This window comes from Streptococcus mitis (assembly GCF_005844455.1).
GTDB classification, from domain to species: Bacteria; Bacillota; Bacilli; order Lactobacillales; family Streptococcaceae; genus Streptococcus; species Streptococcus mitis_BF.
In genome coordinates, this window is the sequence record NZ_SPGF01000013.1 from 1 (window position 1) to 12830 (window position 12830).

General features: G+C 40.6%; 10 protein-coding genes and 1 pseudogene. 9 read left to right on the plus strand and 2 right to left on the minus strand.

What is annotated here, in order from left to right; all coding sequences use genetic code 11:
* Window positions 1–286: 286 nt before the first annotated feature.
* A complete protein-coding gene (locus tag FGQ53_RS03920; RefSeq protein ID WP_138335928.1) occupies window positions 287–616 on the minus strand; it encodes a helicase BlpT in 330 nt (109 codons plus the stop codon).
* A 162-nt stretch (window positions 617–778) separates the two neighbouring features.
* On the opposite strand from FGQ53_RS03920, the gene FGQ53_RS03925 reads away from it, so the two are divergent.
* The 9 genes and pseudogenes from FGQ53_RS03925 (at window position 779) to FGQ53_RS03965 (ending at window position 11849) form a co-directional block, all read left to right on the plus strand.
* On the plus strand, window positions 779–1321 hold the full coding sequence (locus tag FGQ53_RS03925) for a YceD family protein (protein ID WP_138335929.1): 543 nt from the start codon (window positions 779–781) through the stop codon (window positions 1319–1321).
* On the plus strand, window positions 1321–1950 hold the full coding sequence (gene nth / locus FGQ53_RS03930) for an endonuclease III (protein ID WP_138335931.1): 630 nt from the start codon (window positions 1321–1323) through the stop codon (window positions 1948–1950). Before FGQ53_RS03925 ends, nth begins: the two co-directional genes overlap by 1 nt.
* Window positions 1951–2160: 210 nt before the next feature.
* Window positions 2161–2682, plus strand: coding sequence for a bifunctional pyr operon transcriptional regulator/uracil phosphoribosyltransferase PyrR (gene pyrR / locus FGQ53_RS03935; RefSeq protein ID WP_033688918.1), 522 nt, complete (start codon window positions 2161–2163; stop codon window positions 2680–2682).
* Between the two features lie 18 nt (window positions 2683–2700).
* Window positions 2701–3624 (plus strand): aspartate carbamoyltransferase catalytic subunit, encoded by a 924-nt coding sequence (locus tag FGQ53_RS03940; RefSeq protein ID WP_138335933.1) that lies wholly within the window; start codon window positions 2701–2703, stop codon window positions 3622–3624.
* 49 nt (window positions 3625–3673) lie between these two features.
* Window positions 3674–4753 carry a carbamoyl phosphate synthase small subunit gene (locus FGQ53_RS03945; protein ID WP_000166853.1) on the plus strand — a complete coding sequence of 360 codons (1080 nt, stop codon included), beginning with the start codon at window positions 3674–3676 and terminating at the stop codon, window positions 4751–4753.
* Window positions 4754–5200: 447 nt separating this feature from the next.
* On the plus strand, window positions 5201–8377 hold the full coding sequence (carB, locus tag FGQ53_RS03950; RefSeq protein WP_138335935.1) for a carbamoyl-phosphate synthase large subunit: 3177 nt from the start codon (window positions 5201–5203) through the stop codon (window positions 8375–8377).
* 164 nt (window positions 8378–8541) lie between these two features.
* Window positions 8542–8814, plus strand: a pseudogene (locus tag FGQ53_RS03955) (transposase); the annotation flags it as partial.
* Window positions 8815–9109: 295 nt separating this feature from the next.
* The gene (locus tag FGQ53_RS03960) at window positions 9110–10444 is read left to right on the plus strand and encodes an Nramp family divalent metal transporter (protein WP_138335937.1); all 1335 of its coding nucleotides are present in this window, start codon (window positions 9110–9112) and stop codon (window positions 10442–10444) included.
* Between the two features lie 487 nt (window positions 10445–10931).
* Window positions 10932–11849, plus strand: a complete 918-nt coding sequence (locus FGQ53_RS03965; RefSeq protein WP_138335939.1) for a bifunctional riboflavin kinase/FAD synthetase — start codon at window positions 10932–10934, stop codon at window positions 11847–11849.
* A gap of 86 nt (window positions 11850–11935) precedes the next feature.
* On the opposite strand, the gene FGQ53_RS03970 is transcribed toward FGQ53_RS03965, so the two are convergent.
* Window positions 11936–12784 (minus strand): YitT family protein, encoded by an 849-nt coding sequence (locus FGQ53_RS03970; RefSeq protein ID WP_138335941.1) that lies wholly within the window; start codon window positions 12782–12784, stop codon window positions 11936–11938.
* Window positions 12785–12830: the final 46 nt, after the last annotated feature.

Sequence of the window (12830 nt, forward strand, 5' to 3'; positions counted from 1 at the left end):
TTTCAGATGAGGGGATTTTGTGCGCTCTTTTTTTCGATTCATTTTGGCTACAAAAGCGATGAAATCAAGCATTAGTATAGTAGATTGAATCTGGAATAGTACGTTATAACTGTTAAAATATTTCTAGAAATTAATTTTACTTTCCTAATCGATTTATTCACATCTTGTTTCAATCTACTATAAAACCAGCGGAACTTACCCTGACACGGATTTCCACTGGTTTTTACGATTTTTATCAGACTAACTTCCACTTGGATTAGCGGTGGAAGTTAGTCTGGGAATTTACCTAAAATCCAAAAACAGGTCCATAGAGAGTCAGTACGTGTTTGACATGTTCGTAGTGGAACTTGTCATAGTTGCGCCAAGCAGCACGAGCTTGATCGTTTAGTTTTAGGCTACCAAGTCCAATCAGAAGACTGGTACGTTGGTAAAATTTCTCAAGGTCGATTAAGATACTGTTGTCCAGCTTTTCTGCTTTTTTTAGTTCCTTAAGAGTAGTGTTCAGCAGCTCTTGCAGTCGAAGATCATCGGATGTTCCTTGTTTGCAACTTTGGTAGCTTTTATTTAACTCAGAAAGTAGTTGGTAAGCTTCGTTAATCAGTGCTTTGTCTTCCATATGAGCATCCTCCTTGCTATCATGTATTCTTTCCTATAGTATAGCACCAAAAAATATAGTGATAAATATATTAAAAACTCGAATGTTAATTACAAAGTTTGGTGGGCTGATTTGTAGGCTTTTCATGGTATAATCAAGAGAATAAATCTTTATGGAGGAAGTATGAAATTAAATATTCAAGAAATTCGTAAGCAGTCTGAAGGCTTGCATTTTGAACAAACGTTAGACCTAGCCGCAGACCTGCGTGCACGCAATAAAGAAATTTTAGATGTAAAAGATATCCTTGCAGTTGGGAAAGTACAGTACGAAGACCGTATGTATTTTTTAGATTATCAACTATCTTATACCATTGTTCTTGCTTCAAGTCGCAGTATGGAGCCAGTTGAGTTAGTTGAATCTTATCCAGTAACGGAAGTTTTCATGGAAGGAGCAACTAACCAACTAGATCAGGAAGTTTTAGACGATGATTTGGTCTTGCCTATCGAAAATGGAGAACTTGATCTTGCTGAGAGCGTGTCAGACAATATCCTATTAAACATTCCTATCAAGGTTTTGACGGCTGAAGAAGAGGCGGGTCAAGGATTTGTTTCAGGAAATGACTGGCAAATCATGACAGAAGAAGAATACCAGGCTCAACAAGCAGTTAAGAAAGAAGAAAACAGTCCTTTTGCTGGCTTACAGGGACTATTTGATGGAGACGAATAATGGTCTTGTCAAAAAAACGAGCACGAAAGGTGTTAGAAGAAATCATTGCTCTTTTTCCAGATGCCAAGCCCAGTCTTGATTTCACCAATCATTTTGAACTCTTGGTTGCGGTCATGTTGTCAGCTCAGACAACGGATGCAGCTGTAAATAAGGCCACACCAGGTCTCTTTGCTGCCTTTCCAACGCCACAAGCCATGTCTGTTGCAACAGAGAGTGAGATTGCTTCACACATTTCTCGCCTGGGACTGTATCGAAATAAGGCTAAATTCCTAAAAAAATGTGCCCAACAGTTACTAGATGATTTCGATGGTCAAGTCCCTCAAACACGTCAGGAATTAGAGAGTTTGGCAGGTGTTGGTCGCAAGACAGCCAATGTTGTCATGAGTGTAGGATTTGGGATTCCAGCCTTTGCAGTAGACACTCATGTGGAGCGTATTTGCAAACACCATGATATCGTCAAAAAATCAGCGACACCGCTTGAGGTGGAAAAGAGGGTTATGGATATCTTGCCGCCTGAGCAGTGGTTAGCAGCTCATCAGGCCATGATTTATTTTGGAAGAGCCATTTGCCATCCTAAAAATCCAGAGTGTGACCAGTACCCACAGTTATATGATTTTAGCAATTTATAAGATGGGGCCTCAAAAGTTTTTGCTTGATTTTAGGCCCGCTTTGTGCTATAGTAATTGATAACTAAATATTCCTTTAAACCTGTCCCGTGAGGCAGGCAAGGAGCGTGATAAAGTAGAAGGGCGAAGTCTATACTGTTTGCAGTAGGGCTCGCTTGGCTATACATTTCAAGTCTCCTTGTAGAAGGAGACTTTTCTTTTTGGAGGTTTGTCATGAAGACAAAAGAAGTTGTAGACGAATTAACCGTCAAACGAGCGATTACGCGTATTACTTATGAGATTATCGAACGTAACAAAGATTTGAATAAAATCGTCTTGGCTGGTATTAAAACTCGTGGTGTCTTTATCGCCCACCGAATCCAAGAACGTTTGGAGCAACTAGAGAATCTTTCAGTTCCAGTTGTGGAATTGGATACCAAACCTTTCCGTGATGATGTTAAAAGTGGAGAAGATACTTCTTTGATTTCTGTTGATGTAACAGGTCGTGAAGTTATCTTGGTGGATGATGTGCTTTATACAGGTCGCACTATCCGTGCTGCTATTGATAATATTGTAGGTCATGGTCGTCCTGCGCGCGTGAGTTTAGCAGTTTTAGTCGATCGTGGACATAGAGAATTGCCAATCCGTCCAGATTACGTTGGAAAAAATATCCCAACCAGTCGTTCTGAAGAAATCATCGTAGAGATGACAGAACTTGATGGCCAAGACAGAGTTCTGATTACTGAAGAAGCTTAGAAAGCTAAAGGAGTAGCCATGTCAGAAAATCAACAAGCATTGAACCATGTGGTGTCCATGGAAGACCTCACTGTCGATCAAGTCATGAAATTGATCAAGCGAGGAATTGAGTTTAAAAACGGAGCTCAGCTTCCTTATGAAGACCATCCGATTGTTTCCAATCTTTTCTTTGAGGATTCTACACGGACGCATAAGTCCTTTGAAGTGGCAGAGATTAAACTGGGGCTGGAACGACTTGACTTTGATGTGAAGACTAGTTCAGTTAATAAAGGGGAGACACTTTATGATACCATCCTGACTTTGTCTGCTTTAGGAGTTGACGTCTGTGTGATTCGCCACCCAGAGGTTGACTACTATAGAGAGTTGATTGCTAGTCCGACGATCACGACTTCCATCATCAATGGTGGAGATGGTTCAGGTCAACATCCTAGCCAGAGCTTACTTGATTTGATGACTATTTATGAGGAATTTGGTCACTTTGAGGGTCTCAAGGTTGCGATTGCAGGTGACTTGGACCACTCACGCGTTGCCAAATCTAATATGCAGATTTTGAAACGCTTGGGAGCTGAACTTTACTTTGCTGGACCTGAGGAATGGAGAAGTCAAGAGTTTGCAGACTATGGACAGTTTGTAACTATTGATGAAATCATTGATCAGGTGGATGTCATGATGTTTCTCCGTGTGCAACATGAACGCCATGATAGTGGAGCTGTCTTTTCAAAAGAAGACTACCATGCCCAACATGGCTTGACTCAAGAACGTTATGACCGTTTGAAAGAAACAGCAATCCTTATGCATCCAGCTCCAGTCAATCGTGATGTAGAAATCGCAGACCACTTGGTTGAAGCACCAAAATCACGGATTGTCCAACAAATGACCAATGGTGTCTTTATTCGAATGGCAATCTTAGAATCCGTACTGGCGAGTAGAAACGCCAACTAAAACACAAGACGTTAAAAGACGCCAGTGAGCGTCCACGAGAGGTGAAAATATGACAAAAAGACTTCTAGTATTAGAAGATGGCACAGTTTTTGAAGGCAAGGCCTTCGGAGCAGATATTGATGTAACTGGTGAAATTGTTTTTAATACAGGCATGACTGGTTACCAAGAATCCATTACAGACCAGTCTTATAATGGACAAATCTTGACCTTTACTTATCCTTTGGTGGGAAATTATGGAATTAACCGTGATGATTACGAATCTATCATTCCAACTTGTAAGGGAGTCGTTGTTTTTGAAGAAGCACGTAGAGCAAGCAACTGGCGCAACCAAATGACGCTAGATGAATTTTTGAAAGCCAAGAAAATACCTGGTATTTCAGGGATTGATACACGTGCTCTTACCAAGATTATTCGTAAGCATGGTACCATGCGTGCAACCTTGACCCATGTTGGGGACAGCATGGATCATGTGACTGACCAGCTCCAAGCAACAGTATTGCCGACAGACAATATTAAGCAGGTTTCTACTAAAACATCCTATCCAGCTCCAGGAGTTGGTTTGAGCGTGGTGCTAGTGGACTTTGGTCTCAAACACTCAATCTTACGTGAGCTTTCTAAGCGTAACTGTAACGTGACGGTTGTTCCTTATTCGACAACGGCAGAAGAAATTCTCCATCTCAATCCTGACGGAGTTATGTTGTCAAACGGTCCAGGTAACCCAGAAGATGTTCCACAAGCACTCGACATGATTCGTGGTGTGCAAGGAAAAATTCCAATCTTTGGTATCTGTATGGGGCATCAACTCTTTGCAATGGCAAACGGGGCTAAGACCTATAAGATGAAGTTTGGTCATCGTGGATTCAACCACGCAGTACGTGAAATTGCTACAGGACGTGTGGATTTTACAAGTCAAAACCATGGTTATGCAGTTAGCCGTGAGGATTTGCCAGAGCACTTGATCATTACCCATGAAGAAATCAATGACAAGTCAGTTGAAGGTGTACGTCACAGATACCAACCTGCTTTCTCTGTTCAATATCACCCAGATGCAGCCCCTGGTCCACATGACGCAAGCTACCTATTTGATGAGTTTATCGAGATGATGGAAGCTTTTAAACAATCAAACTAGGAACGAGTAAAAGCTCGTCGGAGAATTTATGTAACTGAACACGGACGGAAAGCTCGGAATTTAGAGAAACCAATTTGGATTGTCAATCCTTCCTTGGTTTCCTAAAATTCAATCGCTTTCTATTCGTCCTTTGTATCTTATTTAATGACAACCTGAGAGTTGCCAAATAGAAAGGCAGGTCGTTTCTTTTAGTCGCTATCAGGCGAACTAAAAACTCCCTGCACTAGATTTTTTACCGAAAAGTATCGTTTCGCTAAAAAATCGTCGGAGAATTTATTTAATGGCAATCCGAGAGTTGCCGAATAGAAAGGAGAAGATACATTGTTCGCGGAAGTGAACACGCCCTAAGAACTGTGTGAAAAAGATAAACATCGTCTTGACGCTGAAGGCGTCTGCACCGAGTTTCCTATTTTCACTGTGTTCTTTACGGGCTTTGTATCATAAACTATGCCTAAACGTACTGATATTCAAAAAATTATGGTGATTGGTTCTGGTCCGATTATTATTGGTCAGGCTGCTGAGTTTGACTACGCTGGGACCCAGGCTTGCTTGTCTTTGAAAGAGGAAGGTTATGAAGTTGTTTTGGTTAACTCAAACCCTGCAACTATCATGACGGACAAGGAGATTGCGGATAAGGTTTACATCGAACCGATTACACTTGAGTTTGTGACACGTATTCTTCGTAAGGAGCGCCCAGATGCCTTGCTTCCAACCCTTGGTGGTCAGACAGGGCTCAATATGGCCATGGAATTGTCTAAAAATGGTATCCTAGATGAGCTTGGAGTTGAGCTTCTGGGAACTAAATTATCTGCTATTGACCAAGCGGAGGACCGTGATCTCTTTAAACAATTGATGGAGGAGCTCAACCAACCAGTTCCTGAATCTGAAATTGTCAACACAGTCGAAGAAGCAGTTGCCTTTGCAGCAACAATTGGCTACCCAGTCATCGTCCGTCCAGCCTTTACCCTTGGTGGTACTGGTGGTGGTATGTGTGCCAATGAGGAAGAATTGCGTGAAATCGCTGAAAATGGGTTGAAATTGTCACCTGTTACCCAATGTTTGATTGAGCGTTCGATTGCTGGCTTCAAGGAAATCGAATACGAAGTGATGCGTGACTCAGCTGACAATGCCTTAGTTGTTTGTAACATGGAAAACTTTGACCCAGTTGGGATTCACACAGGGGATTCCATTGTATTTGCCCCTGCGCAAACCATGTCAGACTATGAAAACCAAATGCTACGTGACGCGAGCTTGAGCATCATTCGTGCCCTCAAGATTGAAGGTGGATGTAATGTTCAGCTGGCACTTGATCCACATAGCTTTAAGTATTATGTTATCGAAGTAAACCCTCGTGTATCGCGTTCGTCAGCCCTTGCCTCTAAGGCGACAGGATATCCGATTGCCAAGTTAGCTGCCAAGATTGCGGTTGGCTTGACCTTGGATGAGGTGATCAATCCAGTTACAGGTTCAACCTATGCCATGTTTGAGCCAGCCCTCGACTATGTGGTTGCCAAGATTCCACGTTTCCCATTTGATAAGTTTGAAAAGGGAGAACGTCGTCTTGGTACCCAAATGAAAGCGACTGGAGAAGTCATGGCGATTGGTCGTAACATCGAGGAATCTCTCCTTAAGGCTTGCCGCTCCCTTGAAATTGGGGTGCACCACAATGAAATGCCAGAACTTGCAGCAGTTTCTGATGATGCCTTGATTGAAAAAGTTGTCAAAGCCCAAGATGACCGTCTCTTCTATGTGTCAGAAGCCATTCGCCGTGGTTATACACCTGAAGAGATTGCTGAATTGACCAAGATTGATATCTTCTATCTTGATAAACTCTTGCACATCTTTGAAATTGAGCAGGAGTTGGGTGCCCATCCACAAGATCTTGAAGTTTTGAAAACTGCCAAACTTAATGGATTTTCAGACCGTAAGATTGCTGAACTCTGGGAAACGACAGCTGACCAAGTTCGTCAACTTCGTTTGGAAAATAAGATTGTCCCAGTCTACAAGATGGTTGATACCTGTGCGGCAGAGTTTGACTCTGAAACACCATATTTCTATTCAACCTATGGTTGGGAAAATGAGTCTATCAAGTCTGATAAGGAATCCGTTCTAGTTCTGGGTTCTGGTCCAATCCGTATCGGTCAAGGGGTTGAGTTTGACTACGCCACTGTTCACTCTGTTAAGGCTATTCAGGCGGCTGGCTACGAAGCTATCATCATGAACTCAAACCCAGAGACCGTTTCTACAGATTTCTCTGTATCTGACAAGCTCTACTTTGAACCATTGACATTCGAAGATGTTATGAACGTCATTGAGTTGGAGCAACCAAAGGGTGTTATCGTTCAGTTCGGTGGTCAAACAGCCATCAACCTTGCGGAGCCATTGGCAAAAGCAGGTGTGCCCATCCTTGGTACACAGGTTGCTGATCTAGACCGTGCCGAAGACCGTGACCTCTTTGAGCAAGCTCTTAAAGACTTAGATATTCCTCAGCCACCAGGACAAACGGCTACCAATGAAGAAGAAGCAGTGCTTGCAGCTCGCAAGATTGGTTTCCCAGTCCTCGTTCGCCCATCCTATGTCTTGGGTGGACGCGCCATGGAAATCGTTGAAAATGAGGAAGACCTTCGTTCTTACATGCGTACCGCTGTTAAGGCCAGTCCAGACCACCCAGTTCTTGTTGACTCTTACATCGTTGGGCAAGAGTGTGAAGTTGATGCCATTTCAGACGGAGAAAATGTCCTCATTCCTGGTATCATGGAGCATATCGAACGTGCAGGTGTCCACTCAGGTGACTCAATGGCCGTATACCCTCCACAAACCTTATCGCAAAAGGTGCAAGAAACAATCGCAGACTATACTAAACGCCTAGCAATCGGTCTTAACTGCCTTGGTATGATGAACATCCAGTTTGTCATCAAGGATGAAAAAGTCTATGTTATTGAGGTCAATCCACGTGCTAGCCGTACGGTTCCATTTCTTTCTAAAGTGACCAATATCCCTATGGCTCAAGTAGCAACCAAGCTCATTCTTGGTCAAAAACTTGAAGAACTTGGCTACCAAGATGGACTTTACCCTGAAAGCACCCGCGTTCATATTAAGGCACCTGTCTTCTCCTTCACCAAACTAGCTAAGGTAGACAGCTTACTTGGTCCTGAAATGAAGTCAACAGGTGAAGTTATGGGTTCTGATACGACTTTGGAAAAAGCTCTCTATAAAGCTTTTGAAGCTTCTTACTTACACTTGCCAACCTTTGGTAACGTTGTATTTACTATCGCTGATGATGCAAAAGAAGAAGCCTTGGATTTGGCTCGTCGTTTCCAAAATATTGGCTATGGAATCCTCGCGACAGAAGGGACAGCAACCTTCTTTGCCAGTCATGGACTCGAAGCTCAACCTGTTGGTAAGATTGGTGACGATGAACAGGATATCCCAAGCTATGTCCGTAAGGGAAAAATCCAAGCGATCATCAATACTGTCGGAACCAAACGAACTGCTGACGAAGATGGTGAGCAAATCCGTCGTTCAGCCATTGAACACGGTGTACCACTCTTTACAGCCCTAGACACGGCAGATGCCATGCTCAAGGTGCTAGAAAGCCGTAGTTTTGTCACAGAAGCGATCTAGTTGAGAAAGAATTTTCACAGTTTTAAAGCCAGCGTCAGAAAACGCTGGCTTTTACAATATTATAGTAGATTGAAATAAGATGTGAACAAATTGATTAGGAAAGTCAAATTAATGTATAGAAATATTTTAGCAACCATGGCGTACTATTGTAGATTCAATCTACTATAAAAGGTAAAAGTGCACTCATGATGTTTGACAAACACGCCAACCTCAAGTACAAGTTTGGGAATCAGCATTTCTGGGCGGAAGCTTATTATGTAAGCACAGTAGGGCTTAATGAAGCCACAATTAAGAAGTATATTCAAGATTAAAGAAATTATCCAGTGGATGATTTCTTCACGAGTATGAAAATTTGAAAACGAGTAAAGCATGATATAGCACTAGATAAATTGAGTGTAAAAGAATATGAGGATCCCTTTAGGGATAGTGGTAAGTAATACTAAAGCCTCTTTAAGAGGCAAGTGACGAGTCAAGAGCAATAAGGCTTGAACAACGTGAAAGCCAGCGTCTTTAGGCGCTGGCTGGTAATTTAGGCTTATAGCCCTGGTTCAAACCACCCGTTAGACGGGTGGTCATGATTGGTGTTGCTTATTTCAACTATCATGCTTTCCTTGAGAATCATTCTAAAATGTGATATAATAAGAATGGATTAGGAATAGAAAACTATTTTCATCATTTTTTCAAAAAATCCATTAAAAAAAGTAAATACAGATTAGAAAGTGTAAAATTCCTATGTCTTCTTATAAAAAAGTCTCTCTTTCTGAGATCAATCAATCTATTGAGACTCCAAATAACAATCATTTTTGGAAAAATCTAAAAGCATTTTTAGGACCTGGCGCTCTTGTAGCAGTTGGTTATATGGATCCTGGGAACTGGATTACCAGTGTAGTTGGTGGCGCTTCTTACAAGTATAGTCTCTTATTTGTTATTTTGATTTCCTCCATCATTGCCATGCAGCTACAACAGATGGCTGGAAAGCTCGGTATCGTAACTAAGATGGACCTAGCACAGGCAACTGCACATCATGCTCCCAAATGGCTTCGCTATAGTCTGTGGGTGATTTTAGAATTAGCTTTAATGGCGACAGACTTGGCTGAAGTTTTAGGGTCAGCGATTGCCTTAAATCTTTTGTTTAAAATACCGATTATGGTCGCTATCCTCTTAACCGTTTTAGATGTATTTCTTTTGCTTTTGTTGATGAAGTTTGGATTCAAGAAGATTGAAGCTATTGTTACGACTCTTATCTTAACTATATTAGGTATTTTTTCTTATCTGGTTGCTTTATCCAATCCAAGTGTTCAGGGAATCTTTGGTGGTTATTTACCGACTTCGACTTTATTTGAAAGTCCCCTGCCGGGACATGAGAGTCAATTGACCTTGGCTTTAGGGATTGTAGGAGCGACAGTCATGCCCCATAACCTCTATCTTCATTCATCCCTATCGCAAACAAGGAAAATCAATCACAAAGATAAGAAGGACGTCCGAAAAGCAGTGCGCTTTATGACCTGGGATTCAAATCTTCAGTTGTCCTTAGCCTTTATTGTCAATTCCTTGCTTCTTATTTTAGGTGCTTCTCTCTTTTTTGGTCATGCATCTGAAATTTCGGCATTCTCCCAAATGTACAATGCTTTACAGGATTCGACAATAGCAGGAGTGATAGCCAGCTCAACTCTGTCAACTTTATTTGCTCTAGCCCTCTTAGCAAGTGGTCAAAATTCGACCATTACAGGCACTTTGACAGGACAGATTGTCATGGAAGGTTTCTTACATCTAAGATTGCCTCAGTGGCTTATCCGTATCGGTACACGGATTTTTGCCTTGCTCCCTGTGATTATAGTTGCCGTCTTATTTGGACATCAAGAAAAAACCTTGGATCAGTTATTGGTCTATTCGCAGGTCTTTCTTTCAATCGCTCTTCCGTTTTCAATTTTCCCCTTGATTTATCTGACCTCTAAGAAGTCACTGATGGGAGAATTCACCAATGCCAAGTGGAACACAATCCTAGGTTACGCAGTTTCAATCATCTTGACCATTCTCAATATCAAACTTCTTTTTGATATTTTTTAAACTTGTTCAAATTAGGTCTTAAGTATTAGCTTGAAGCTTGATAAAGAGAAAGTAGTAGTGGTTGGTTCATGAAAGGAAGTAAAAAAAGAGGTTGGGGAAAAAACTCTCAGTAATAAATGAAATAAATCTTCCTACAATAAAACGCATAGTATCAAGTTTTCAATACCTGATATTATGCGTTTTTTGATTTTAAAGACTTTTTCCCAGCCTCGTTTATAGTGGATTGAAGTTGGAATAACACGCTTTGATTTCTAAAAAATGTTAGAAATTAATTTTAATTTCATAATTCATTTGTTCAGATTTTATTTCACTATAACTATTAATTTTTCCTCAAAAATGATTCTAAATTGGGAAAAATTTAGAATGTCAATCACTCATTTTTGTTGCAGGATACTTCCTTTTGTAAAAATGGTACACTTCAGGTTAAAAAAACGACATTTCAGATTTTCTGTTCCAGAAATAGCTATCACTATGATATAATTATTTTATGATTATTACTATTCCTATAAAAAACCAAAAAGATATTGGCACACCATCTGATTCAGTCGTTGTTCTCGGCTATTTTGATGGTATACACAAGGGGCATCAAGAATTATTTCGTGTTGCCAATAAGGCTGCGAGAAAGGATTTATTGCCTATCGTCGTTATGACCTTTAATGAATCTCCAAAAATCGCTTTAGAGCCTTATAATCCTGATTTGTTTTTACATATTTTGAATCCTGCTGAACGTGAAAGAAAATTAAAACGAGAAGGTGTAGAAGAATTATATCTCCTTGATTTTAGTAGTCAATTCGCTAGTCTTACGGCAGAAGAATTTTTTGCAACTTATATCAAGGCTATGAATGCTAAAATTATTGTTGCAGGTTTTGATTATACATTTGGTTCTGACCAAAAAACGGCAGAAGACTTAAAGGATTACTTTGATGGAGAAGTCATTATCGTTCCACCTGTAGAAGATGAGAAAGGAAAGATTAGTTCAACTCGTATCCGTCAAGCTATTTTAGATGGAAATGTGAAAGAAGCAGGAGAACTTTTGGGGGCACCGCTTCCATCAAGAGGTATGGTGGTTCATGGCAATGCTCGTGGTCGTACGATTGGTTATCCAACAGCTAATTTGGTGCTTTTAGATCGTACTTATATGCCAGCAGATGGCGTTTATGTCGTTGATGTTGAGATTCAAAGACAGAAGTATCGTGCTATGGCTAGTGTTGGGAAAAATGTGACCTTTGATGGAGAAGAAGCCCGTTTTGAAGTCAATATTTTTGATTTTAATCAAGATATTTATGGGGAAACCGTCATGGTTTATTGGCTTGACCGCATTCGAGACATGACCAAATTTGACTCAGTTGAGCAATTAGTGGATCAGTTAAAGGCAGATGAAGAAGTAGCTCGGAATTGGTCTTAAGAGTTTGGATAATTAAAAAAGAGGTTGTTTGTAACCCAAAAGGTAGATGAATTAGTCTAACTTTTGAGGTCACTACACTACCTCTTTTATTCTTTTTCAAAGGTGAAGCCTTCTCCGAGGATTTCATGAGCTTCTGTAATAGTTATAAAAGCTTGAGGATCGATTCGATGAATCATTTCCTTCATTTTCACAATCTCATTTCTTCCGACAATACAGTAGATAATCTTCAAATCTTTTTGACTATAGTAGCCTTGACCTGAGATGAAAGTAACTCCTCTCCCAAGGTCATCATTAATCGCTTTAGCAAGTTGGTCGGGACGTTTTGTGATAATCATAAATCCTTTACCTGCGTAGCCGCCTTCGCCAATCAAATCGATGACACGAGAAACGATAAAATCAAATAAGAGCGTGTAGGAAACCAATCTCAAGTCCTTAAAGATTAGGAGAATAAGCATGAGAATACAAAAATCTAAGATAAAGAGCAGTTTCCCCATGGATATATGAGTGTATTTATTGAGAATACGAGCTAGAATATCAGTTCCGCCAGTTGTACCTCCAGCATTAAAGATAATTCCGAGGCCAATTCCCAATAGAATTCCCGCTATAAGAGCTGTGATTAGTAAATCACCTTGAAGATCAATATGAAGGGGAACACGCTCAAAAAAAGCCAACCAGGCGGACAAAGCTAAGGTTCCAAGCAAACTAGAATAGAGAGATTTTGCTCCAAATATTTTCCAAGCTAGGATGAAAAGGGGAATATTAATCAGCAGGTTCATGAGTGAAACAGGGATTTTAAAAAGATAAAAGGTGATGAGGGTAATACCTGTCGCCCCTCCTTCAAAGAGATGATGGGGAACTACAAAATAAGTCAGTCCAAAAGCATAAATAGCAGCACCTAGTAAAATGGTAAAAATGGGGTAAATTTTTTTAATCATAGGACACCTCTTTTCTTATAAGTTGATTATATCAAATTTTTACGGA

Coding starts and splice junctions, on each gene's coding strand:
- FGQ53_RS03920 (WP_138335928.1), bottom strand. CDS start 616: ATGGAAGACAAAGCACTGATTAACGAAGCTTACCAACTACTTTCTGAG.
- FGQ53_RS03925 (WP_138335929.1), top strand. CDS start 779: ATGAAATTAAATATTCAAGAAATTCGTAAGCAGTCTGAAGGCTTGCAT.
- carB (WP_138335935.1), top strand. CDS start 5,201: ATGCCTAAACGTACTGATATTCAAAAAATTATGGTGATTGGTTCTGGT.
- FGQ53_RS03940 (WP_138335933.1), top strand. CDS start 2,701: ATGTCAGAAAATCAACAAGCATTGAACCATGTGGTGTCCATGGAAGAC.
- FGQ53_RS03945 (WP_000166853.1), top strand. CDS start 3,674: ATGACAAAAAGACTTCTAGTATTAGAAGATGGCACAGTTTTTGAAGGC.
- nth (WP_138335931.1), top strand. CDS start 1,321: ATGGTCTTGTCAAAAAAACGAGCACGAAAGGTGTTAGAAGAAATCATT.
- FGQ53_RS03960 (WP_138335937.1), top strand. CDS start 9,110: ATGTCTTCTTATAAAAAAGTCTCTCTTTCTGAGATCAATCAATCTATT.
- FGQ53_RS03970 (WP_138335941.1), bottom strand. CDS start 12,784: ATGATTAAAAAAATTTACCCCATTTTTACCATTTTACTAGGTGCTGCT.
- pyrR (WP_033688918.1), top strand. CDS start 2,161: ATGAAGACAAAAGAAGTTGTAGACGAATTAACCGTCAAACGAGCGATT.
- FGQ53_RS03965 (WP_138335939.1), top strand. CDS start 10,932: ATGATTATTACTATTCCTATAAAAAACCAAAAAGATATTGGCACACCA.